The organism is Enterobacter cloacae complex sp. IR5459 (genome assembly GCF_049238005.1).
Taxonomy (GTDB): Bacteria; Pseudomonadota; Gammaproteobacteria; order Enterobacterales; family Enterobacteriaceae; genus Enterobacter; species Enterobacter hormaechei_C.
In genome coordinates, this window is record NZ_JBMKIG010000005.1 from 249485 (window position 1) to 272610 (window position 23126).

Genomic DNA, 23126 nt, shown 5'->3' on the forward strand with positions numbered 1-23126 from the left:
TGTTCTCCATCAAAGATGCGCGGTGAAGGTGAAACGGCAGACTCCATGCCTGTCGTCATAATGCCAGGACGCGTCATTCGCGGCGTCCAAAGATGTTTTCCAGTTGGTTAACGCCGTCTGGCGCCAGGTCGCGAATAATGTCCATAAAGTTGAGTTCAGACAGCCGCTGCACCCGTTCAATCATCAGCGGTGCGGGGTGGCTGGGTTCGTACTGCGCAAAGTACTGTTTCGCTTTTTCCAGCATTAGCTGCGCGTCGGCGCGGCTGGTCACCTGCAGGCTGCGCCAGTCGGTGACCGGCTGAACGGGCTGCGCTGCCGCAGGCTGCGGCTCAGCGTGCTGTTCAGCCTGCGCGTCACGGTTCGGCAGCAGCTTACTGATGTCGGTCACCTGACACGCGCTGGCGACCAGCCCGACGGTTTTCAGCAGCTGTTCCATCTCAGGTACGCCGCTTTCACCGAGATGCCCGGTAAGCAGCTCGCGGATGGACAGCAGGCGTTCGTTGATCACGATTACCGCTTCGGTGCCGGGCTGATCGCCCCGGGCCAGCTCATCGATCAGTCGTGGACGCCCGCCCGGATAATCCGGACACTCGGTTTTACTGCCGTCAAGCAGCGCCTGGGCGTCACGGAGCGAGATCTCATCGCCGTTTGAGCGGAGCAGTGAGGCGTTACGCACCGCGACCGTCAGGTCAGATTTATCACTCAGCCCGGCGAGGGCGTTGATGCGGTAGAACGGATCGGTTTCGCCATACTCTTCCAGCAGCGGGTAAAGTTGCTCCCAGTAACGGGACAGGGCTTCCTGCACCAGCAGTAGCCCGTCGGCGTAACCTGCCAGCCCGCGACGACGTGTCCAGGCATGGGTTAACGCCAGCATGACGCGAAGATCTTTGGTGCGTCCCAGTAGGCTGGTGGCGAGTTTTTCCACCGTGTTCCAGTCGGCAGGCTCTGCCGGAATGATGGTGTCGCCAAACTGCTGCTCGGCTTTGCCCTGACTGGCCTGCCCCATGGCCTGGAAATCAGCGTCGTACTCCAGGTTTTCACCGCAGGGGTTGTCGGGGCTTATCGGCGCGAGAAATTCATCGATATTCATAAGATCCCTGCTTATTCAAACATAGGCGGGTAAAGACCGTGGCGGCCCGGACGGGCGCCGCCTGCCGGATCGAACAGCAGCGTAAAGAGCTGCCCGGTGAAGTTTCCGCTGTGGACGTGGGTGTACAGCGGATAGCCGTCGCAGCGGTTTGTCCACCAGTAGCTGGTCTGGCGCAGCGGATCAAAACACTCCGCCGCCTGCGGCCAGCCCAGCGTGCTCTGACCCTCGTCGTCATAGCCAATCACGTCGAGAATGTCGGAGCGCTTTTGCGGCTCAACCGGCTGGGGCGCCGGGATGGTCATCAGCATTTCATCCAGCTGGGAGGCAGAATAGCTGTTACGCACCGCGTGCAGCCCCAGACGACCAAGCTGCTGGTACCAGCTCTCAGCCTGCCCGAGCAGGCGGGATGACCACTCGGCGGGAGTGAAACTCAGTTGCAGGCATACCGGATAGTGGCGGCCTACGCTGTCACGGCCCGGCAGCAGGCAGCCCATCTGAATCATCTGGCTACCGAGCATCGGCGGGACGACAAAGTTCCACACCGGGGCTTTAGAAAACGGGCGCTCGCCGCTGCGCTGCTCTTCCTGTTGCCAGGCCAGCAGGCCGACCTGGAACCAGTGCGACCACTGGCGTTGCAGGGTATCCGGAAAGCGACGCTGCAAAAAATCTCCGGCGCTGGGTAATTTGCCATACCAGCTATATCGGTTCATCGCAGGGGTATTCGTCATACGGCTGTCCTTGCGGTTATGGGCATGAGAAACGGGGAAGCTGGAACGGATTGCGGATGCTGTTCGGGGCAAACTCCAGCGTGACCTGATGTCCGTCGACGTTGAACGTGGCCTGACGGCTCAGGCTACCCGCGCCAGGGCTGGTGCGCGCCTTGTCGAAAAAGCGGTTGAGCGCCCAGGAACCGTTGGTCACCAGCGTTGCGGTGCTGCCATTGGCCAGACCGAGCTGCATACGCACCTGGTTCGTCCCGCCCGGCCCCGGCCAGGTCATGATCTGCACCGCCTGCGGACCGTGGCTGTAGCGCAGCAGTTGGCCGTCCACGTCCAGCGTCAGGTTCAGAATGGTGTTGTCCATCCGCACGGTGCGCACCGTCACCTTAAAGGATGGCGTGGTCGCGCCGTTGGCGAAAAAGGCATCGCGGACAGACTGCGCCTGCTGGAACGGACGCAGCAGCCCTTCACTGCCCGGCAGCGTTTTACCGTCAATGCCCGGCATAAAGCGCCAGTTCGCCTGGGTGGTGTCCACCTTGTTGGTCAGGTTGTCGCGAAAGAAGGTGTCCATCAGCCCGGTGCCCGGCGCGAACATGCGGGCAAGATCGTCCGGCGTCACCTCGGTGCTGGCGCTGCGCACCAGCGGGTAACGCCCGGCAATCGCCTGACGGCAGAACCCGCCCACTTCCACGTTGATGCGCTTACGCACGTTCTCCAGATCGCGACGCTGGGTATCGCTGCTGGCGCCCACGGCCATATTACTGAACATGGTTTGCAGCCCGCCCGGCAGACGGCCCGCGCTGGCTTGCAGGCGGCTGATGGCATCGCCGCCCGGCGCGGGCATACCGCTGTTTGCTGCATCCTGAACGGCTGTCAGGTAGCGATAAAGCTCGTCAACCTGCTTGAGAAAATCATCAAAGACGATGGTCTTACCGCCCTTCTCCAGCGGCTGCGCCAGCTCAATCATCGGCGCATAGTGGTCGGTCACCAGTTGCTCAGGCGCCTGCGTCACAACCGCGCCCTGCGTCGGGGCATTGTCACCGTTGCTGAACAGCGCTTCCAGCGTACGGGTGGCGCGGTTGCTTTGGTCTTCCGCTTTCTGCGCATCTTCCGGGGCAGGCGCAGTGCGCGACAGGGTCAGCACCTTGCTCAGGTTAAGTACCAGACGGCGCAGCGGCGAGTTGGTGCCTGAAAGCAGGCGCGCGGTGTTGATGCGCTGGGAAAGATCGGCGCTGTTGTTGAGCTGTATGTCCGCGAGAAAGCGATCCCAGTTGACGATAAAGTCGCGCATGTAGAGCTGGCGCACGGCGTTATCGATCTGCTGTTTATCTTCCTGGGCGGTGGCTGCTCCCAGCACCCAGGCATCATCTTCGTGCAGGGCGGTGGTCACGCTGTCGATCTGGTCGTTAAAACTCTTCCAGTAGCCGTCCGGCGTATAGAGCCCCGGCACGCCCTCACTCACCGGCTTGCCGCTCTTACGGGAAAACACCAGCTCGCTCTGCGGGCCGCCGAGATCTGAAAGCGAAACCGGCTTCAGGTTCTCATCATGCTCCAGCAGACGTTTCAGGCGGCCATATACGCGGGTGGAGAGCGGCTGCTGGTTGATGAGCGCCCTTTCACGGGCCACCAGATCCTCATCCTGCGCATACGGTGAAGCCTGAATTTTTGGCTCCAGCAGCTGGGTCAGGTGCCATTCCAGCTCCTGAAGCTGCGCCTGCGTCACGTTCTGCGGCAGGTTGCGTTGCAGGTTGAGCATCACCCACGAGTGCAGGAATTTGCCGTCATAGTGCTTCGGCTGGTAGAGCATCTGATAGGCTTTCAGCGCCTCATAGCTGTATTCCACGTCGCTGCCGTTGTCGTTGCGCAGCCAGGTGGTAATGTGCATCGCCACGGCAGGCAGCAGCATCTGATCCAGCGCCTTCTGATACAGAGACTGCGAGGCATCGCTGACGTCATCCCCGCGATAAAGCCCCATGCGGCGGGAAACCGGCGGGTCGTTAACGTCGAAGGCATCGCTTTTCGGCAGATCCACCAGGCTGTTAAGCAGCGGCAGAAGCGCAAACAGATCGCGCTGGGGCTGGTTTTGCAGCGCCTTGCTCTGCTGCTCCAGCATCGGCACTTTTGCGTCCACTTCTTCCAGATAGGCTTTATTTTTAGCGTAGCTGGTCAGCCACAGGCCACCCAGGATCACCAGCAGAGCCAGCAGCGCCGCGTAGCCGGACCACATCACGGCGCGGTTGCGAAGCTCCCACCAGCGGTTTTCCCCGGCGATACCCGCTTCCTGGAAAATCACGTTTTGCAGCAGGTTCTTAATGAAGAAGCTTTGACCCTTCGCGCCCGGTATCGGCGCCTCTTTGCTCACCGAATCCCAGCGCGTGCTTTCCTCCCCTTCAGGTAAGGAGAGCGCGCGGTTCAGCTCGCCCATCACCCGGTCAAACGGCATCCCTTCCTGGGTGCCGCTGGCGAAGTAGATGCCGCGCGGCGAAAATTCGGTTTCGAAGTTTGAGCGGGCAAAGACCGTGCTCAGGTAGTCTGCCAGCAGCGGACGCAGCGCGGCGAACTCCTGCGGGAAGAGATAGGCTTCCGCACGGGTTTTGGCGTCATGCTCTTTGAGCATGGTTTCCGGAAGGCCCGCATCCAGACGCTGTTGCAGCAGGGAAAATTCCTGCTGGAAGTTGCCCATAAGATCGTAATCGGCGTGTTTGGTCTGCTCCCACGGCAGCGTAAAGCCCCAGATCTGGTCGCGCTGGGCTTTGTCGTAATCCGCAAACCAGGCGCGGAAGCCTTTAAGCAGGTCCGCTTTGGTCACCATCACATAAACCGGGAAGCGAATACCCAGCTGTTCATGCAGCTCGGAGAGACGCTGGCGCAGGTTGACCGCCTGCTGTCGGGAGGCCTCAGCGGACTGCGAAAGCAGGTCGGAAATACTGATAGTAATAATCACGCCGTTGATGGGCTGGCGACGGCGGTATTTACGCAGCAGGTTGATAAATTCCAGCCACTCCCCGGCGTCCTGAACCTGCTCACTCTCCTGAGTGGTATAGCGCCCCGCGGTATCCAGCAGAACCGCCTCGTTGGTAAACCACCAGTCACAGTTGCGCGTGCCGCCAATGCCGCGCAGCGCGGTTTTACCGAAGCGATCCGCCAGCGGGAATTGCAGCCCGGAGTTGGCCAGCGCGGTGGTTTTACCGGAACCTGGCGCGCCAATAATGACGTACCACGGCAGCTGATAGAGGTATTGCGTGCTGAAGCGCTGCGTCCACTGTGCGCCATGTCCCGCTTTGCTGAAGTGGGCTTTTTTCAGCATCTGGGCGGCTTCATCGAAACGCCCGGCAAGGATCTGCTCCTCGCTGTTCAGACGTTTCTGCGGATCGGCCGCCTCCGGGCTGGTGGTATTTTCGTTGAGCTTGTCCATCAGCTTACGGTTCAGCCAGGCGTTATACAGCCGTGGCAGAATATGGCTCTGGGCCCAAATCAGGTAGACCACCGCAATGCTGATGACGCGGTTCTGCTCTGATTCAAGCGGGCGGGTATCTACGATGGACAACAGCGGGCCAATCATCCAGATGACCGCCGCGAGCGCCGTTACGCCCAGGAAGCTCCACAGAATGCGATTGGTCAGTATAGAAAGTAGAGTAGTCAGCATCCTTAGTTTCCTTGCGGCAATCCGTTCAGCTCGGCCTGGGTATTGTCAGGCGATACCAGCAGCGTAATTTCCACGCGGCGGTTACGGGCGCGATTTTCAGGCGTGGTGTTAGGCGCTACCGGGTTGATCTCACCCCGCCCTTCGGCTTTGACGCGCTCAGGCTGCGAGAGGCTACCCTGGAGCTGTTTTTGCACCGAACGGGCGCGCTCAAGCGAGAGTTCATAGTTGGAGGCGAAGCGTGCGCTGCGGATCGGCACGTTGTCGCTGTACCCCACCACCAGAATTTTGCCGCTGACGTTATTCATCGCCTGGGCGATGCGGTCGATGACCGGCTCATAGCGATCGCGCACCACCGTTGAGGCCGAGGCAAAGAGTCCGTCCCCTTTCAGGATCACCACGCTGCGATCCGCCTCATCCTTAACGGCCACCAGACCGGCATCAATTTCCGGTTTCAGGAAGCCGCGCAGGTTCAGCACTGCCGGCAGCTGACGCGCAGGCTGCTGGATCGTGGTTTCCGGCAGTTGGGACTGGTAAATTTTCGCCAGTACCGGGCTGGTGTTATCACCCAGACGCCAGTTCAGCACGATATAAAACAGGCAGGCGATAAAGCCGACCAGCGCCACGCACGCCCAGAGTGGGATCATCGGCCGCCAGAGCTTGCGCAGAACGGGGCGATCTTCCGGGTGCGGCGAGAGCGGCGGCGGGTAGCTGCCGCGCACGCCACGGATCATCTGCCACAGGCGCTGTTTGATGGTTTCAAGCTGGGTCCGGCCATTGTCCAGCACGCGGTAGCGGCCTTCAAAGCCGAGCAGCAGACAGTAGTTGATCATCTCCAGCAGCAGAATGTGTTCGCGCGGATTCTGCGACAGACGCGCCAGCAGCTGGAAAAACTTCTCGCCGCCCCAGGTTTCGTTATGAAACGTCACCAGCAGACCATTGCTTGACCAGACGCCGCTGCTTCCCCAGGGAGTCAGCGCGGCGGCTTCGTCCAGCGCCGTGCAGAGGCAGTAGCGCGCGCCGACAATCACTTCATACGGTAAGCCCGCCTGCTGGCATCGCACCTCGAAACGGCGAATTTCGTCAATCAGGCGCTGGCGCAGCCCGACCTGATCGTCGTGGGAAACCGAATGACGGATTTGCGGAATCGCATTGAGCAGCGGATTGGCGGCCGCCACCAGCTGATTGTTCCCACTGGCTCCGGTAAACACGGCATCACTGCCGGTATCCTGTCGTTCCTGCATATTAAGCGCTCGCTTTATTATTCTGTCGGGCTACGGATGGCCCAGAACTCCATATCGAGACCCGGGAATTCCCCTGCGAGATGCAGCGCGAATGCCCCGGACTTGTCCATCTCGTGCCACAGTTCGCTGCCCCTCTCGAGTTCGAAATAGCTGTAGCCTGCATGCCACGGGATCTGCGGCGGCGCGACGGGCATTGCCCGAAGCATGATGCCCGGCAGCTGAAGCTGAACCAGATCGCGGATTTTCGAGACTGGCGCAACCTTCATCTGGGCAGGAAAATGGGTTTGCAGGTGTTCGCCGGGGACATTGGCTTTTACCGCCAGCACGAAGCCAAATTCGCGGACCATGCTGGTCTCCGGCACGGTGGCGATGTTCAGACCGTGGGAGCGTTCGTGCAGCGGCAGCTGGATGGCATGATCTTCCATCACCAGCGACAGTCCCTGACGCAGCATCAGCATCAGTTTGCTGAAGCAAACGGCGAGATCGTCATGGTCGTATACCGGCAGTATGCTCTCTGCGGTACGCTGCGGCGTCCAGGTGGCGAGCTCCGTGGCAAACGGCAGCCAGCTGCGCCAGAGCGCTTCCGGATGAAGCAGCGGCAGCGTTTTTAAATGTGAGACATCGCCAAGGTGGCGGTTGATCAGCGAGAGAAGCGTGAACTCAACCATCTCAGACGTATTGAAACGCCCCGGCTGACGCAGGCGGCCGCCGATCTGCTGGCTACGCTGCACCAGCAAGCCGTGCAGGTCATTGATCATGCCGTACAGCTGCGGGCTGTTATTGGCGTTCAGCATTGGCGGGATGTAGCTGTTATCCAGCCGCACGTGGTTGTCGTTACGCTTTTCAGCGACGTACGCCACGCCGATGGCGGTCCATTCTGCCGTCAGATCTTTCTCCAGCATCAGGGTCAGACGCAGGCGGCCAAACTGAACCGTCGCCTCCCCGACCGACATCGCGTTGTCGTCTTCCACCTCTTGTTCAAAGGTAATAAAACGCGCCAGAGAAGACTGCTCCTCGCTGAAAATCACCTCTTCACGGCCACCGCGACGAACCGGCAGCGCAAGCACCACCTTTTCATTGGTGAGATTATCGGGGATTTTTAGCGGAGCCGGACCGTTGCGGTCGCTGCGCACCTGGAAAAAGGTGCCGTCAGGCAGCAAACCGCTACAGTAGCTGAGGGCAATACAGCCCTGGCGAAGCATCGCTTCATCCAGCTCAAGGTCGAGAAAGCCCCAGAGATACGAACGCTGCAAGGCCCCCCACTCACGAACGTGGTTGAGGAGGTAACTTTCTGTCCGCTGAAAATGGTGGGGACGCAGGAACATGCCCTCGGTCCAGACGACCTTTTCTGCTTTCGTCATGATGATCTCTTTCCTGTTATGAAGGGCGTTACTGGCTGATGACCCGGATACCATTTACGTCAAGGAAGACGCTGGCTTGGAGTTCATCTGCGGACCATTTCCAGAACTGGTAAATCGCGTTTTCGCCGGGAACAGGCAAAGGAAGTGAGACGCGCCATTTTTTGCCGTCCAGCGCCTGGTATTCCGCCATCACGCCGATATAACGCGCTTCCGGTGAGCTTTGCCCGCTCAGGGTTTTCGAAAGCTGGCCCGGCATCAGGAAGAACACATCGCTGTTCAGCAGATTCGCGCCAAGCGTGGCTGACGCGTTGTTCTGTAAGGAGTAGAAGTCACTGGACATGAAATCCGCATCGGATTTCAGCAGCAACACTCTGACCTTAAGCGGCGCAGAATCATTGATTTGAGGATGAGCCTGAAACTGAAGATTGTAGCGGGAGGGGTCGCTGTGTGAAGACGACGTACAACCACCGATCAGCGCGAAAATCAACGCAAAAAAAGGGAACCACATCCGATGAAAATTTTTATTATTCATAAAAATATGCTCGTGAAACCCGTTTAGTTCAGGATCCAGGTACCGTTCGCGCTGTCTTTGCAGGCTTTGCTGTTGCCATCGACATCAACACAGGTGGTTTTCTTACGCGCTTTCGGGCGCAGTGCCTGTTTACGCACGGTGGCTTCGTACTGGTCAGCCTTGATCACGGCACGCATCGGCACATAACCAATCAGCTGTTCACTCCCTTCATCGGCCAGCGCCATCCAGAAATGTTCAACCTGCCCCAGCACGACGTAAGTTTTGCCGGTCTCAAGCGTACGGATCACTTTTCCACCGTAGTCAGGACGGCTCATCAGGGATGCCGGGTACATGGCACGATACGGTTCATTCACTTGAGTGAACTCCGCCGGAGGGGTAACAGCGTGACGGTGCGTCAGCGTGATGCCATTCACCTGGCTGGTCACAATCGTATCATCGGTGATCGCTGGTTTTTGCGGCGCCTTACAGCCCGCCACCGCCATAACAAACAGAAGTGATAACAATACACGCAGTTTCATATGCTTTTCCGTAGCGATATTTAGAGGATGAAGAGAGGGGATAAAATTTGACTTAGGTGCTATTGTTAAAATAGTCGGGATATTTTCAGCAGGTAACTATTTTATGGCATAGCTACCGCACGAACCCAACAGAAATGGGCCCAGCATGCTCCTGACATATTTTGACAAACGGTAGACAAGTTTACATGAGCTTGTCATCAATTCAATATTCCTTGCCTGCTTAATGGCGTTTAATGATACGCCCAATGCATTATAGGATTAATCTCATAAAAAATGCGCACTTAGCTGAAATCGTCTTTTTCTTAGACGAATTTCTAGCGTAACTGTATGAAAATTAATGGCTAAAAAGGCAAAAGAGAACCACTATCATTAACGTAACCCCTTATTATTGCCACTACCATAATTAGTAGAATTTCATTTTTTCTGTGCGCTGTGGGATATATCTGGGATATTTTCATTGTTGCATCTGGAAGATAACTTTTATTGGGTGCGAGCGTCCTGCATTAACAAATGACGGTGAAGAAAATGGCAGGGATTTAATTTCGCGATCCGAAATAACCTAGCCGAAATTATCCTCCGAGGTTATTTTTTGAGCCTTAATAATTAAGCATGGCTACATCTTTTTGTTCTCTTATTGTTCAGAACACTTCATTGCAGCCCATAAACTGGGGGTTTCAGCGGCAGTAACAGTAAACCTAACGCAAAAAGTTTTACCGTTACTACATATTTCTTTTACTTCTTTCCAACATCTGCCGTTCCAGGCTTTCACCCGGCACGCCTCATTTGTCTCTGCGACGGTGTTTGTCTGCCGCTTGACTTATTTTGTGATAAAGGTACTTTTCAGGACATGAAGAAGATCCTGATTATCGTACCTGACGGTGGCATGTTGTTTGAGGCTGCCGGTATCGCCGACATTCTGATGCAGGCCAACCGGCTGCACCCGGACGGCCTGGCGCAGCCCCGCTACTGCATCATTATCGCCACCACCCAGCCTCACCTGGTGATCCACGGCCAGTCCGGCTTAAACCTGCTGGCGGACTATCGCCTGCCGGAGCTGGATCCGCGCGAGCCGCTGGATACGATCATCATTACCGGTCGTGGCATGAATGAACAGGAGAGCACCGCGGTGGTGGACTGGCTGCACCTGGCCGCGCCGCATGCGCGCCGCGTCGCCTCTGTCTGCGGCGGGGCCCTGCTGCTGGCACAGGCCGGACTGCTCGATGGGCGCCGGGCGACGACCCACTGGCGGCTGCTGGAAACCCTGAAAACCCGCTATCCTGCGGTCAACGTTGAGGGCGGCCCGCTCTATATTCAGGATGGCCCCGTCTGGACGTCCGGCGGCGTCAGTTCCGGGTTTGATCTGACGCTGGCGCTGGTGGAGGATGATTACGGCTTCACCCTCGCCCGCAACGTGGCGCAGGATATGGTGATGTACCTGCGTCGGCCTGGCGGCCAGCTACAGTTCAGCCGCTATAAACTGGAGCAGTCCGGCGCGACCGGACCGGTTAGCGAACTGCAAAGCTGGATCCTGCAAAACCTCACCGCAGATTTGTGCGTCGAAAGGCTGGCCGAACGGGTCGCCATGAGTCCGCGCAATTTCACCCGCGTGTTCACGCGTGACGTCGGTGTACCTCCGGCCCGTTATGTCACCGAAGCGCGCCTGACCGCCGCACGACAGCTTCTGGAGCAGACCTCGTATCCGCTTGAGGTCATTGCCGAAAAAAGCGGGTTTGGGACCAGCATCAACCTGCGCCGCGTTTTTGAAAAGCAGCTTCATCTCACGCCGGGCGAATATCGCCAGCGCTTCCACTGCCGCAGAATGGCGTAATCTGATCCTTTTTTGTCATTTACGCCAACCGACCTGACACCTAAAGTCACTCCAGACAACACAGATAAGGAGTGCATCATGGTTAAGGTCGGTATTAACGGTTTCGGCCGTATCGGACGTAATGTTCTTCGCGCGGCGCTGGGCAACCCGGATCTCCAGATTGTGGCCATTAACGATCTGACGGACAGTAGAACCCTCGCCCATCTTCTGAAATATGACTCTCTGCTCGGCACGCTGCCGGTGCCCGTTGAAGCGGCGGACGGCGCGCTACAGGTTGACGGGCAACGCATCACCGTGTTCAGTGAACGCGACCCGGGAAACATTGCGTGGAAAGACGCGGGCGTTGAGGTGGTAATCGAAGCGACCGGCTTCTTCACCGAACGTGAAAAAGCAGCGGTGCATATCACGAGCGGCGGCGCAAAACGCGTCATTATTTCCGCCCCGGCTAAAAATGATGATCTGACGGTGGTAATGGGCGTGAACCACACGCTGTACGATCCGGCCCAGCATTTTGTGGTCAGCAACGGGAGTTGCACCACTAATGGTCTGGCGCCAGCGGCGCAGGTGCTGCACCAGCAGTTTGGCATTGAACACGGGCTGATGAACACCACGCATGCCTACACCAACAGCCAGGCGCTGCATGACCAGCCGGAAAAAGATCTGCGCGGCGCGCGCGCGGCAGCATTATCGATTGTGCCTTATTCCAGCGGCGCGGCAAAAGCGCTCGGGAAAGTGATCCCCGAACTTGACGGTAAACTCACCGGATATTCCCTGCGCGTACCGGTTCCGGTGGTGTCGATTGTCGATCTGACGGTGACGCTGAGCCGCAACGTGACCGCCGAAGAGGTGAATGACGCGTTCCGTCAGGCCGCCGTCAGCGGGCCGCTGAAAGGCATCCTGGGCTACAGCGATGAACCGCTGGTCTCCCGTGATTATCAGGGCGACCCGCGCTCATCCATCATCGACGGGCTTTCAACGCTGGTGATCGGCGGGAATATGGTGAAGATCCTGTCGTGGTATGACAACGAATGGGGCTTCTCGAACCGTCTGGTGGATCTGGCGGTGCTTATGGATAAAAAAGGGTTGTAGGGCTTAAGCCGGGTGGCTTGAAGCTTACCCGGCCTTTCTGTGATGTGGTTAAAAATTAAGTAATCCACCCCGGTGTTGTGAAAGCGCACCCGAATTATCTGGTTATGTGAAAAATGGGATATTCAACACGCGAAGTTAACGATATTCGTCTAAGGTTTTCAGGTAATTGACAACAGCGGTCACGCTGCTCAGTGAAGACAGGAGACGAACCGATGATAAGACCTCGTGCACGACGCCCCGCTTTTTTACCCCTTGCGTTGGCAGGCGCACTACTCGGTGTTACCGCATTTGGTTATGCTGAAGACCAGCCAACGAGCCAGCAAAGCTCACCTGATATTCTTCTTGGCCCCCTCTTTAATGACGTACAGAGCGCCAAACTGTTCCCGGATCAGAAAACCTTCGCGGATGCCGTTCCCAAAAGCGACCCGCTAATGATCCTGGCGGATTACCGGATGCAGCATACCCAGTCCGGTTTTGACCTGCGCCACTTCGTGGAGATGAACTTTATCCTGCCGAAGGAGGGTGAGAAATATGTTCCCCCTGAGGGCCAGAGCCTGCGCGAACACATAGACGATCTGTGGCCTGTTCTGACCCGCACCACCGACAAAGCGAACAAATGGGACTCCCTCCTGCCTCTGCCAAAACCCTATGTCGTGCCGGGAGGACGCTTCCGCGAAGTCTATTACTGGGACAGCTATTTCACCATGCTGGGGCTGGCCGAGAGCGGCCACTGGGATAAGATCGGCGACATGGTGGACAACTTCGCTTACGAGCTTGATACCTGGGGCCATATCCCTAACGGTAACCGCACCTACTACCTGAGCCGCTCTCAGCCGCCGTTCTTCTCGCTGATGGTGGAATTGCTGGCCACGCATGACAGCGACGCGTTAAAGAAATACCGTCCGCAGATGGAAAAAGAGTATGCCTACTGGATGGAGGGGGCTGATGGGCTCCAGCCTGGTCAGGCGAACAAACGCGTGGTGAAGCTGGATGACGGCGCGATCCTCAACCGCTACTGGGACGATCGGGACACGCCGCGCCCTGAGTCGTGGCTGGATGACGTCACCACCGCCAAAAATAACCCTAACCGTCCGGCCACCGAGATCTATCGCGATCTGCGCTCTGCCGCGGCCTCGGGCTGGGATTTCAGCTCCCGCTGGATGGACGATCCTCAGAAGCTGGATACCATCCGCACCACCAGCATCGTGCCGGTGGATCTGAATGCGCTGATGTTTAAGATGGAAAAACTGCTGGCCCGTGCCAGCCAGGAAGACGGGGATACCGCCAGCGCAAGTAAATATGACGCGCTGGCCTCCGCGCGTCAGAAAGCCATAGAGAGCCACCTGTGGAACGATAAAGAGGGCTGGTATGCGGATTACGATCTGAAAACCAGGAAGGTGCGTAATCAGCTGACTGCCGCGGCCCTCTTCCCGCTGTATGTGAAGGCCGCATCACAGGATCGCGCCGATAAAGTGGCCGCAGCCGCATCGTCGCGCCTGCTGAAACCGGGCGGTATTTCTACCACCACCATCAACAGCGGGCAGCAGTGGGATGCGCCGAACGGCTGGGCGCCGTTGCAGTGGGTAGCGGTGGAAGGGTTGCAGAACTATGGTCAGCAGAAAGTGGCGATGGACGTGACCTGGCGTTTCCTGAAAAACGTTCAGCATACCTACGATCGCGAGAAGAAACTGGTTGAGAAGTACGATGTCTCTTCGACCGGTACCGGCGGTGGCGGCGGTGAGTATCCGTTGCAGGACGGTTTCGGCTGGAGTAACGGCGTGACGCTCAGGATGCTGGACATGGTCTGCCCGAAAGAGAAGCCATGCGACACCGTACCGGAGAATCAGCCTGCGGCAAACGATGATGTTGCACCTGCGAAACAGGCGGCGCAGTAGCGCCCCTCACCCTGACCCTCTCCCCAAAGGGGCGAGGGTCAGGGTCCGTGCAATAAAGTGACCCGCTAGCGCCACCGGGCTTTTTTCAGAAGCTGTAACTCGCCCCGACCTGGAAGGTGCGGTCGCGGCCTATCCAGCAGTTGGTCGCGTCATAGCAGGTGAGCGTCTCTTTGTTGGTGACGTTCTGCGCGCTCGCTTTCAGCGTCAGCCCCTCCAGCGATGGCGCCAATTCGCCCATGCGGTAAGATGCCGCCAGATCGTACTGCGTCGTACCGCCCAGCTTGCCTGCGTCGTTGGCTGGCGAGATCTCCATCGGCCCGGTGTAGCGTGCGCCTCCCCCCAGCGTTACCCCTCTCAGCGGCGTGCTGTCGAAGGTGTAATCGCCCCACAGATTAAAGGCGTTCTCAGGGACCTGCGTCGGTCGTTTGCCCTGGTACTTGTCATCTTCGGTATTGATGGCGTGGGTGTAGGCATAGTTGGCAATCAGCGTCAGGTTATCCGTTGGACGACTCATAGCGGAAAGCTCCGCGCCTTTCGATTCCACTTCCCCGGTCTGGCGATAGTTGAGGAAGCCCGGATCGCTGGTCACCACATTTTTCTGACGAATGTTAAACACCGAGGCGGTGAAGGTGGTTGCGTATTCCGCCAGCAGGTATTTCACCCCACCCTCCACCTGCTTGCTGGTGGTGGGCTTAACGTCTTTCGCGGTCAGCGTGCCCTGCGGCGATACTGGGGCAAACCCTTCTGAATAGCTGATAAACGGCGAGAGTCCATTGTCGAAGGCATAAAGCGCGCCCAGTCGTTTGGTGAGGCGATCCTGCGATACCCAGGCTTTGACACCGTTTTGCAGATAGTTAGTGGTGACGGAACGGTAGTCGTCATAGCGCAGGCTGGCCAGCATGTTCAGCCCGCCAAACGCAATCTGATCCTGGAGGTAATAGCCATTCTGCTGATAGCTGAGTCGGTTTTTCTGCGCGGTTTCAAGCCCCAGCGCATCGTTATCGATCTGCGAGTGATCCGGATGACGCATATCGATACCCGGTGTGGATGAGGCGTAACGATAATGGAAGTGAGAGTTCAGCTTCTGGTAGTCAAAGCCCGCCAGCAGATGATGTTTCCAGTCCCCCAGCGCGACGGTTCGGGTGACCTGGTTATCAATATTGAAGCTCTGCAAATCTTCATCGGTGGTATAGGCGAAGCGGTTAAGCTGGTAGACCTCGCTGCCCGTCCCGGTGGAATAGGCGCTGCGCTGGTGGGTGTCCACGTCAAAGTAGCGCGCTTTCTGGTTAAAGCCCCAGCCACTGTCAAACTCATGCTCAAAGCTGTATCCCAGCATCCACTGGCGCTGCTTAAAGCCGCTCCACTCATCCCCGGCATAGTCACGACGATCGGCGTATTTAGACCGCAGATAGCTTAGCGGCATCGGATCAGACGGCGTCAGGCTCGGCGTATTTTGCGCCAGCGCGTCAATGGTCAGGCGCGTTTTGTCATCAGGCTGCCAGGTCACGGAGGGGGCCACCAGATAGTTTTCATAGCGCGTGGTGTGCGCCTGTTCGTCACTTTCCGTCGCTTTGCCCAGCAGGCGATAGTTCCAGTCGCTGTTCGCGATCTGCCCCGTGGAGTCCAGGTATCCCTCTTTCAGATTGCGGTTTCCGGTATTAAAGCCCAGTTCCGTTTTCGCCTCTTTCTGCGGCTTTTTACTCTGAATATTGACCAGCCCGCCCGGTGAGCCGCCGCCATACAGCACGGATGACGGCCCCTTCAGGATATCGACGCTCTCAATCAGCAGCGGATCGATTCGCGCTTTGGTGTTCCCGGTGACGTTATAGGGAAGTTGCAGGCCGTTGTAGAACTCCTGATCGACGTTGAACCCGCGGATTTTGTACTCGCTCATGTAAGAAGTGCTCCCGCGCACCTCCGTGGAAACGCCCGGCGCATAGCGCAGGATCTCGTTTACCGAACTGGCGTGCCGCTGCTCAATCTCTTTAGCGGCAATGGTGTTGATCACCTGCGGCGTTTTACTTTCCGCGACGGCTGATTTCGTGGCGCTGTTGGTCCAGGCAGGGAGCGCGCTGCCCTGCTCTGTGCCTGTCACCACGATGGTGGATTCTTCTGCGAAAGCCTGTGTTTGCAATGCCAGCGTGACGGCGCCTGCCAACGCGCATAACACAAAACGTGAAGTGCTCATAGTGTCGTCTTGTTATTAGATGGTATTGGGAACGGCAATTATTATCATTTCCATTAGCAAATCAATATCAGCGGAGAAAAACAGATCGTTTGTATTAAGTTTCATGCCCGCGTGCCGATAACCCAGAGACAGTCTGTCATCTATCGAGGAGCCATCTGGCGTGAGTAGCTACAGTGAGCAGTTCCTGAAACAAAATCCGCTGGCTGTATTAGGGGTGTTACGCGACCTGAAAAAAGGCGAGGTGCCGCTGCGCATCAACTGGTCAACCAGCCAGTTTATCAGCAAGATCCTGGACGTGACGGCAGAGCACCTGATCGTCGATCTGGGTAGCCAGAGCGATGAAAACCGTGCCGCGCTACAGGCAGAGAATCTCTCGGTGATGGCCGAAACGCAGGGGGCGAAAGTCGAGTTTGTGCTGCCTCGTCTGACCTCGATCGCGTACCAGGGTTTGCCTGCGTTTATCGCTCCCCTGCCCGCTAACCTCTGGTTCGTGCAACGCCGGGAATTTTTTCGCATCAGCGCTCCGCTTCACCCGGCCTATTTCTGTAAGGCAAAAATGCCGGACAAAAAAGAGATCCGCTTTCGTCTCTTCGACCTGTCACTGGGCGGGATGGGCGCGTTAATGGATACGCCGAAGCCGGAAGGGCTGGTGGAAGGTATGCGTTTTAGTCAGATTGAGCTGGATATGGGCGGATGGGGACGCTTCTGGTTTGACGCCCAGCTGATTGCCATCAGCGAGCGCAAGGTGGTGGACGGCAAAAACGAAACCATTACCACGCCGCGACTGAGCTTTCGCTTTCTGAATGTCGGGCCAGGCGCCGAACGCGAACTACAGCGCATCATCTTCTCACTGGAGCGTGAAGCGCGGGAACGCGCGAATAAAGTGCGCTGAAAGGCGTCGGGCAGCGTGCTGCCGCCCGACAAAGGCGTTACATGGCGTCCATCGCTTTCTGGACTTTCCAGATATAACGTGGAGCCTGTGCTGACGGATGATTCTTCACAACGTGCTCGAAGAATTCATCTTTATCCATATCGTTAATCTCTTCTATCGCCTCTTTGCGATCGGATGAGAAGGTTCGGAGCAGCGCGCCGGCTCCGTTAACGTACGACACCACCAGTGCATATTGCATCACTTCCGGATCGTCAATCCCCTTCAGAATGCCATGCTCGAGAATGCTCAGGTAAGCGGTTCCCATAGAGATATTACGCTCCGGGTTTTTCAGCTCGCTGGTGGATGGCTGTCCCTTCCAGCCCATGTAGCGATAGACCTCTCTTCCCGCCGTCGAGGCTTTTAACTGCATCAGCCCCACCGCATTCGATTTACTCACCAGCGTCGGGTTGCCGCCGGACTCCACGGCAATGATCGCCGTGATCAGACGCGGGCTCACGCCCCAGGCCTTCCCGGCTTGTTCGCTGATCGGCATCCACTGCATGGCCCGCTTTACCGGCACTTCAGGGTTCCAGGGGGGATTTTGATAATCATGTTTTGAACTACAGCCAGCGAGCAGCACAATCAAAAAAGCAAACCATCTCAATTTCACGTCATCTATCCTTATAGCCGGTCATCGCGGTACGTCGCCCCTTGAAGCAGGCGGCGTATAAGCGGCATGATATAGACAATTAGATTCTCATTCAGCAAGGAATTGCCATGCCTCAGTTTCATCTCATCGCACCGTCAGGCTACTGCATCAATCAGGAGGCGGCACAGCGGGGCGTTCAACGCCTGCTGGAAATGGGCCATCAGGTAGAAAATCAGACAATTATCCCCCGCCGCATGCAGCGTTTTGCCGGTACGGAGGCGCAGAGACTGAGCGATATCAACAGCCTGGCGACGCTGGAAGGTGAAAACACCATTGTGCTGGCCGTGCGCGGCGGCTATGGCGCAAGCCGGCTGCTGGAGAGCATCGACTGGGCCGGGCTGGCCGCGCGCCAGCAGCAGGATCCGCTGTTAATCTGCGGACACAGCGATTTCACGGCGATCCAGCTCGGCCTGCTGGCGTTGCATAACGTCATTACCTTTAGCGGCCCGATGCTGGCCGGTAACTTTGGCGCGCCGGAGCTGGATGCGTTTACGCAGGACCATTTCTGGCGCGCCCTGCAAAACCCGACGTTCACCATCGAGTGGCAAGGCAATGGACCGCACTGGGAATGTGAAGGACAGCTGTGGGGCGGCAACCTCGCGATGCTGGTGTCGCTAATTGGTACGCCGTGGCTGCCGCAGATCACGGATGGCATACTGGTGCTGGAAGATATCAATGAACACCCGTTCCGTGTCGAACGCATGCTGTTGCAGCTGTATCACGCCGGGATCCTGGATCGGCAGTCGGCCATTGTGCTGGGCAGTTTTAGCGGTTCAGCCCCCAACGATTACGATGCGGGCTATTCCCTGGAAACGATGATTGATTTCATTCGTTCCCGCCTGGATATCCCGGTGATCGCCGGCCTGGATTTCGGCCATGAGCAGCAAACCGTTACGCTGCCGCTGGGTGTCCGGGCGCACCTTGTACACGATAATTCAGGCAGTCGGTTAACAATCAGCGGTCATCCGGTCTTAAAGGCATAAAAAAGCCGTTATTCCCCCTCAATAAAACGCTGTTACCGTTGTTAATATGTTAGGGTTTTAATAACAGCGTTCACATTGAGGTGGGAGTAAGACGACATTGGGTGCCACAGCGATAATCAGTCTTTTCATTCTGGGTTCCATCCTGGTAACCTTCAGCATTTTATTAAGTTCATTTTCATCGCGCCTTGGCATACCTATTCTTGTCATTTTCCTGGCTATCGGCATGCTGGCGGGAGTCGACGGAATCGGCGGTATCCCCTTCGATAATTACCCTTTCGCCTATATGGTGAGTAACCTCGCGCTGGCGGTCATCCTGCTGGACGGCGGTATGCGCACCCAGGCAAGTTCGTTCCGCGTGGCCTTAGGCCCGGCGCTGTCTCTGGCGACCGTCGGGGTGCTGATCACATCTGGCCTGACCGGTATGATGGCGGCCTGGCTGTTTAACCTCGATATTATGGAAGGCCTGCTGATTGGCGCGATTGTCGGCTCGACCGATGCGGCAGCGGTTTTCTCGCTGCTCGGCGGCAAGGGGCTGAACGAACGCGTTGGCTCCACGCTGGAGATTGAATCCGGCAGTAACGATCCGATGGCGGTGTTCCTGACCATCACTCTGATTGAGATGATCCAGCAGCACGAAACCGGCCTGAGCTGGATGTTCGCCTGGCACATCCTCCAGCAGTTTGGCCTGGGGATTATCATTGGTCTCGGCGGCGGTTACCTGTTACAGCAGACGATCAACCGTATTACGCTGCCTTCCGGCCTTTACCCGCTGCTGGCCCTGAGCGGCGGGATCCTGATCTTTGCCGTCACCACCGCGCTGGACGGCAGCGGTATTCTGGCGGTTTACCTTTGCGGTTTCCTGTTGGGCAACCGACCGATTCGCAACCGTCACGCCATTTTGCAGAACTTCGACGGTCTGGCCTGGCTGGCGCAGATTGCCATGTTCCTGGTGCTGGGCCTGCTGGTGACGCCGTCGGACCTGCTGCCTATCGCCGTACCGGCGCTGCTTTTGTCGGCCTGGATGATCTTCTTCGCCCGTCCGCTGTCGGTGTTTGCCGGGCTGCTACCGTTCCGCGGGTTTAACCTGCGTGAGCGGATATTTATCAGTTGGGTGGGTCTGCGCGGCGCGGTGCCGATTATTCTGGCAGTGTTCCCGATGATGGCCGGGCTGGACAACGCCCGCCTGTTCTTTAACGTCGCCTTCTTCGTGGTGCTGGTGTCGCTGCTGTTCCAGGGGACGTCGCTGGGCTGGGCGGCGAAAAAAGCCAAAGTGGTGGTACCGCCCATTGGCTGGCCGGTCTCCCGCGTGGGGCTAGATATTCACCCTGAGAATCCCTGGGAACAGTTTGTCTACCAGCTAAGCGCCGATAAGTGGTGCGTGGGCGCGTCCCTGCGCGATCTGCATATGCCCGCTGAAACGCGCATTGCCGCCCTGTTCCGGGATAACGCCCTGCTTCACCCGACCGGCAGCACGCGGCTGCGTGAGAACGATATTCTCTGCGTGATTGGCCGCGAGCGCGACCTGCCTGCCCTCGGCAAGCTGTTCAGCCAGTCGCCCCCGGTGGCGCTGGATCAGCGTTTCTTCGGCGATTTTATCCTCGAAGCCAGCGCCCGCTTTGCGGATGTGGCGCTGATTTATGGCCTGGAAGGTGGACTGGAGAATCGCGATAACCAGCAAACACTGGGTGAAATTATTCAGAAATTATTAGGGGCTGCGCCGGTCGTCGGTGACCAGGTGGAGTTTGCCGGGATGATCTGGACGGTAGCCGAGAAAGAAGATAATGCGGTGCGCAAAGTCGGCGTAAGGCCGATGGAGGAAGAGGCGGAGTAGCTGCTTTTTTGCCGGGTGGCGATAACGCTTACCCGACCTGCTTTCGGGCTTTTGTAGGCCGGGTAAGGCGAAGCCGCCACCCGGCACATACACAAGTTACACCGTCACAACAGGCACTCTGGGTGCCAGCGCGCACATCAGCTCATACCCAACGGTGCCCGCCGCAGCGGCCACATCATCAATTTTAACTTCGTTGCCCCACAGCTCAACCGGTGACCCGATCCCCGCCTGGGGACACGGCGTTAAATCAATGGCCAGCATGTCCATTGAGACGGTGCCTACCGTGCCGGTGCGCACGCCATCGACCCACACCGGCGTGCCGCTCGGGGCGATGCGCGGATAACCATCTGCATAGCCCCCCGCCACGATACCGATACGCTGTTCGCCCGCTGCCCGATAACGGCTGCCATAGCCCACCGTATCGCCCGCTTTTAACGTCTGCACGCCGATAATCTCGCTTCGTAACGTCATCACCGGCTTCAGGCCGCTGTTGGCGATATCCTGCCACTGACCTGAGGGTGACGCGCCGTACAGAACGATCCCCGGACGCACCCAGTTGTAGTGCGCTTCAGGATGCCAGAGCGTTGCCGCTGAGTTCGACAGCGAACGTGGACAGTCCAGCCCTTCTGCCGCCTGCTCAATGCGGACCATGGCATCGGCAATTCCGTCCGGCTTTTCCGCATCGGCGAAATGCGCCATCAGCGTCATCTCACCGACATTTTTCAGCGCACGAAGCTGCTGCCAGACCGTGTGCACCCGTTCAGGCTGAAAGCCCAGACGGTTCATCCCGCTGTTCACTTTGAGATAGATATCCAGCGGGGCATGCAGCTTCGCGTCCTGAATCGCCTTGATCTGCCAGTTACTATGAACGCTGGTCGTCAGGCGGTACTTATCCAGCAGAGGCAGATCCTGCGCATGGAAGAATCCTTCCAGCAGCAGGATCGGTCCTTTCCAGCCGCGCTCGCGCAGCAGGATGGCCTCTTCCAGATTCAGCAGGGCAAAACCATCGGTGGCGCCGAGCGCACTCCAGATACGGTCGATACCATGACCGTAGGCGTTGGCTTTCACCACCGACCAGACACGAGAACCCGGCGCAGCACGGCGAACAATTTGCAGGTTATCCTTCAGCGCCTGCAAATCCAGCTGGGCCAGAATAGGACGGGACATTGCGACTCCTTAATTATGCGCGCCGTGCAGGTGTTGTGGACGCGATGGGGTAAACCCTGATTGATAGCGTGCGGCGCTCAAATCGTCAAACGGAATTGCCGGCGTCCGCCCGGAGATCAGGTCGCTCAGCAGCTGGCCCGAACCGCAGGCCATGGTCCAGCCAAGCGTACCGTGGCCGGTGTTGGTCCACAGATTTTTGTATGGCGTACGGCCCACAATCGGCGTGCCGTCCGGGGTCATTGGGCGCAGGCCGGTCCAGAACGTCGCCTGCTCAATGAAGCCGCCGCGCGGGAAGAGATCGCCCACGACCATCTCCAGCGTTTCACGACGCGGTTTAAGCAGCTCAGTATTAAAGCCCACGATTTCCGCCATGCCGCCGACGCGGATCCGGTTATCGAAGCGGGTGATGGCGATTTTGTAGGTTTCATCAAGAATGGTCGAGACCGGCGCACCGCTGTCCTCTTTCACAGGAATGGTCAGGGAGTAGCCTTTCAGCGGATAGACCGGGATATCCAGGATCCCTTTCAGCATCGCGGTTGAGTAGGAGCCAAACGCCATCACGTAGGCATCGGCTTTGATTACCTCTTCCCCACACTTCACGCCGTAAATCTTCTCCCCTTCCGACAGCAGTTTGTCGACAGAAGTATTGAAGCGGAATTTCACCCCGGCCTGCTCACACATGCGCGCCAGACGCTGGGTGAAAAGCTGGCAGTCGCCGGTTTCATCGTTCGGTAAACGCAGACCGCCCGTCAGCTTGTGCGCGACCTCGGCAAGCGCTGGCTCCACCTGCGCCAGCTGGCTGGCTTCCAGCAGCTGATACGGTACGCCCGCATCTTCAAGCACGGCGATATCGCGGGTCGCGTTTTCGTACTGTTGCGCGGTACGGAACAGCTGAAGCGTGCCGCCCTGGCGTCCTTCATATTCAATGCCCGTTGAGGCACGCAGCGCCTTCAGGCAGTCGCGGCTGTATTCCGCCAGACGCACCATGCGCCCTTTGTTTTCCATATAGTGGCGGGTGTCGCAGTTGCGCAGCATCTGCCACATCCACTTAAGCTGGAACTGCGTGCCGTCGAGGCTGATCGCCAGCGGCGCATGTCGCTGAAACATCCATTTGATCGCCTTCAGCGGAACGCCCGGGGCCGCCCACGGCGCAGCGTAGCCCGGGGAGATTTGCCCCGCATTCGCCGCACTGGTTTCCAGCGCCGGACCGGATTCGCGATCGATAACGGTAACCTCATGTCCCGCCTGACTTAAATACCAGGCGCTGGTTACGCCAACGACACCACTTCCCAGTATGACAACACGCATAGCCACTCCATTATGAGCAAAAGAACAATCATCTAATTACAGATTGATAACCTAGTTGAAAATATTATTCAACATATGACTTTTTTATGGTGACTCAACTCACATATCCCGCTGTATCAGGGGATAGCGCTTATTTGGGATCTCCTGCTG

At 57.8% G+C, this 23126-nt stretch carries 16 protein-coding genes and 2 pseudogenes; 6 read left to right on the forward strand and 12 right to left on the reverse strand.

Annotated features, from left to right (window positions below; translation table 11 throughout):
* Positions 1-73: 73 nt before the first annotated feature.
* Genes tssA through ACOTX4_RS12975 form a run of 7 tightly spaced genes read right to left on the reverse strand, consistent with a single transcriptional unit; the run spans position 74 to position 9107 of the window.
* On the reverse strand, positions 74-1090 hold the full coding sequence (gene tssA / locus ACOTX4_RS12945) for a type VI secretion system protein TssA (protein ID WP_045332128.1): 1017 nt from the start codon (positions 1088-1090) through the stop codon (positions 74-76).
* 11 nt (positions 1091-1101) lie between these two features.
* On the reverse strand, positions 1102-1818 hold the full coding sequence (gene tagF / locus ACOTX4_RS12950; protein ID WP_006810959.1) for a type VI secretion system-associated protein TagF: 717 nt from the start codon (positions 1816-1818) through the stop codon (positions 1102-1104).
* A 16-nt stretch (positions 1819-1834) separates the two neighbouring features.
* A complete protein-coding gene (tssM, locus tag ACOTX4_RS12955; RefSeq protein ID WP_045332129.1) occupies positions 1835-5455 on the reverse strand; it encodes a type VI secretion system membrane subunit TssM in 3621 nt (1206 codons plus the stop codon).
* A 2-nt stretch (positions 5456-5457) separates the two neighbouring features.
* Positions 5458-6696: a DotU family type VI secretion system protein gene (locus tag ACOTX4_RS12960; RefSeq protein WP_003859963.1), complete on the reverse strand. Its 1239-nt coding sequence runs from the start codon at positions 6694-6696 to the stop codon at positions 5458-5460.
* Positions 6697-6713: 17 nt separating this feature from the next.
* A complete protein-coding gene (gene tssK / locus ACOTX4_RS12965; RefSeq protein ID WP_022651416.1) occupies positions 6714-8057 on the reverse strand; it encodes a type VI secretion system baseplate subunit TssK in 1344 nt (447 codons plus the stop codon).
* A 28-nt stretch (positions 8058-8085) separates the two neighbouring features.
* On the reverse strand, positions 8086-8589 hold the full coding sequence (gene tssJ / locus ACOTX4_RS12970) for a type VI secretion system lipoprotein TssJ (RefSeq protein ID WP_015570327.1): 504 nt from the start codon (positions 8587-8589) through the stop codon (positions 8086-8088).
* A gap of 23 nt (positions 8590-8612) precedes the next feature.
* The gene (locus ACOTX4_RS12975; protein WP_006810964.1) at positions 8613-9107 is read right to left on the reverse strand and encodes a hypothetical protein; all 495 of its coding nucleotides are present in this window, start codon (positions 9105-9107) and stop codon (positions 8613-8615) included.
* An 847-nt stretch (positions 9108-9954) separates the two neighbouring features.
* Between ACOTX4_RS12975 and ACOTX4_RS12980 the strand changes: the two genes are divergently transcribed.
* The 3 genes from ACOTX4_RS12980 to ACOTX4_RS12990 all read left to right on the forward strand — a co-directional run bounded on the left by ACOTX4_RS12980 (position 9955) and on the right by ACOTX4_RS12990 (position 13919).
* Positions 9955-10935, forward strand: a complete 981-nt coding sequence (locus ACOTX4_RS12980) for a GlxA family transcriptional regulator (RefSeq protein ID WP_045332131.1) — start codon at positions 9955-9957, stop codon at positions 10933-10935.
* A 78-nt stretch (positions 10936-11013) separates the two neighbouring features.
* Positions 11014-12024, forward strand: coding sequence for a type I glyceraldehyde-3-phosphate dehydrogenase (gene gap, locus ACOTX4_RS12985; RefSeq protein ID WP_045332133.1), 1011 nt, complete (start codon positions 11014-11016; stop codon positions 12022-12024).
* Positions 12025-12236: 212 nt separating this feature from the next.
* The gene (locus ACOTX4_RS12990; RefSeq protein ID WP_045332135.1) at positions 12237-13919 is read left to right on the forward strand and encodes an alpha,alpha-trehalase; all 1683 of its coding nucleotides are present in this window, start codon (positions 12237-12239) and stop codon (positions 13917-13919) included.
* Positions 13920-14004: 85 nt separating this feature from the next.
* Here the strand turns inward: ACOTX4_RS12990 and ACOTX4_RS12995 are convergent, their stop codons facing one another.
* Positions 14005-16107 (reverse strand): TonB-dependent siderophore receptor, encoded by a 2103-nt coding sequence (locus tag ACOTX4_RS12995; protein ID WP_045332137.1) that lies wholly within the window; start codon positions 16105-16107, stop codon positions 14005-14007.
* Between the two features lie 160 nt (positions 16108-16267).
* Here ACOTX4_RS12995 and ycgR point away from each other — a divergent pair, with 160 nt between their 5' ends.
* Positions 16268-16999, forward strand: coding sequence for a flagellar brake protein YcgR (gene ycgR, locus ACOTX4_RS13000; protein ID WP_045332139.1), 732 nt, complete (start codon positions 16268-16270; stop codon positions 16997-16999).
* A 37-nt stretch (positions 17000-17036) separates the two neighbouring features.
* On the opposite strand, the gene emtA is transcribed toward ycgR, so the two are convergent.
* Positions 17037-17648: a membrane-bound lytic murein transglycosylase EmtA gene (emtA, locus tag ACOTX4_RS13005; RefSeq protein WP_017384310.1), complete on the reverse strand. Its 612-nt coding sequence runs from the start codon at positions 17646-17648 to the stop codon at positions 17037-17039.
* Between the two features lie 107 nt (positions 17649-17755).
* On the opposite strand from emtA, the gene ldcA reads away from it, so the two are divergent.
* Together ldcA and ACOTX4_RS13015 are read left to right on the forward strand one after the other, a co-directional pair.
* Positions 17756-18670: a muramoyltetrapeptide carboxypeptidase gene (ldcA, locus tag ACOTX4_RS13010; RefSeq protein WP_045332140.1), complete on the forward strand. Its 915-nt coding sequence runs from the start codon at positions 17756-17758 to the stop codon at positions 18668-18670.
* Positions 18671-18767: 97 nt separating this feature from the next.
* Positions 18768-20435: pseudogene (locus tag ACOTX4_RS13015) on the forward strand (potassium/proton antiporter); the annotation flags it as partial.
* On the opposite strand, the pseudogene ACOTX4_RS13020 reads toward ACOTX4_RS13015, so the two are convergent.
* From ACOTX4_RS13020 to ACOTX4_RS13030, 3 genes and pseudogenes are all read right to left on the reverse strand, one after another.
* Positions 20388-20492 (reverse strand): annotated as a pseudogene (locus ACOTX4_RS13020) (hypothetical protein); the annotation flags it as partial. The pseudogenes ACOTX4_RS13015 and ACOTX4_RS13020 overlap by 48 nt on opposite strands.
* Positions 20493-20597: 105 nt before the next feature.
* A complete protein-coding gene (gene dadX, locus ACOTX4_RS13025) occupies positions 20598-21668 on the reverse strand; it encodes a catabolic alanine racemase DadX (protein WP_003859954.1) in 1071 nt (356 codons plus the stop codon).
* 9 nt (positions 21669-21677) lie between these two features.
* The gene (locus ACOTX4_RS13030) at positions 21678-22976 is read right to left on the reverse strand and encodes a D-amino acid dehydrogenase (protein ID WP_015570317.1); all 1299 of its coding nucleotides are present in this window, start codon (positions 22974-22976) and stop codon (positions 21678-21680) included.
* Positions 22977-23126 lie beyond the last annotated feature (150 nt).

Excerpts from the sequence above, each read along its gene's own strand:
- tssA (WP_045332128.1), bottom strand. The coding sequence starts at position 1,090 with ATGAATATCGATGAATTTCTCGCGCCGATAAGCCCCGACAACCCCTGC.
- tagF (WP_006810959.1), bottom strand. The coding sequence starts at position 1,818 with ATGACGAATACCCCTGCGATGAACCGATATAGCTGGTATGGCAAATTA.
- tssM (WP_045332129.1), bottom strand. The coding sequence starts at position 5,455 with ATGCTGACTACTCTACTTTCTATACTGACCAATCGCATTCTGTGGAGC.
- ACOTX4_RS12960 (WP_003859963.1), bottom strand. The coding sequence starts at position 6,696 with ATGCAGGAACGACAGGATACCGGCAGTGATGCCGTGTTTACCGGAGCC.
- tssK (WP_022651416.1), bottom strand. The coding sequence starts at position 8,057 with ATGACGAAAGCAGAAAAGGTCGTCTGGACCGAGGGCATGTTCCTGCGT.
- tssJ (WP_015570327.1), bottom strand. The coding sequence starts at position 8,589 with ATGAATAATAAAAATTTTCATCGGATGTGGTTCCCTTTTTTTGCGTTG.
- ACOTX4_RS12975 (WP_006810964.1), bottom strand. The coding sequence starts at position 9,107 with ATGAAACTGCGTGTATTGTTATCACTTCTGTTTGTTATGGCGGTGGCG.
- ACOTX4_RS12980 (WP_045332131.1), top strand. The coding sequence starts at position 9,955 with ATGAAGAAGATCCTGATTATCGTACCTGACGGTGGCATGTTGTTTGAG.
- gap (WP_045332133.1), top strand. The coding sequence starts at position 11,014 with ATGGTTAAGGTCGGTATTAACGGTTTCGGCCGTATCGGACGTAATGTT.
- ACOTX4_RS12990 (WP_045332135.1), top strand. The coding sequence starts at position 12,237 with ATGATAAGACCTCGTGCACGACGCCCCGCTTTTTTACCCCTTGCGTTG.
- ACOTX4_RS12995 (WP_045332137.1), bottom strand. The coding sequence starts at position 16,107 with ATGAGCACTTCACGTTTTGTGTTATGCGCGTTGGCAGGCGCCGTCACG.
- ldcA (WP_045332140.1), top strand. The coding sequence starts at position 17,756 with ATGCCTCAGTTTCATCTCATCGCACCGTCAGGCTACTGCATCAATCAG.
- dadX (WP_003859954.1), bottom strand. The coding sequence starts at position 21,668 with ATGTCCCGTCCTATTCTGGCCCAGCTGGATTTGCAGGCGCTGAAGGAT.
- ACOTX4_RS13030 (WP_015570317.1), bottom strand. The coding sequence starts at position 22,976 with ATGCGTGTTGTCATACTGGGAAGTGGTGTCGTTGGCGTAACCAGCGCC.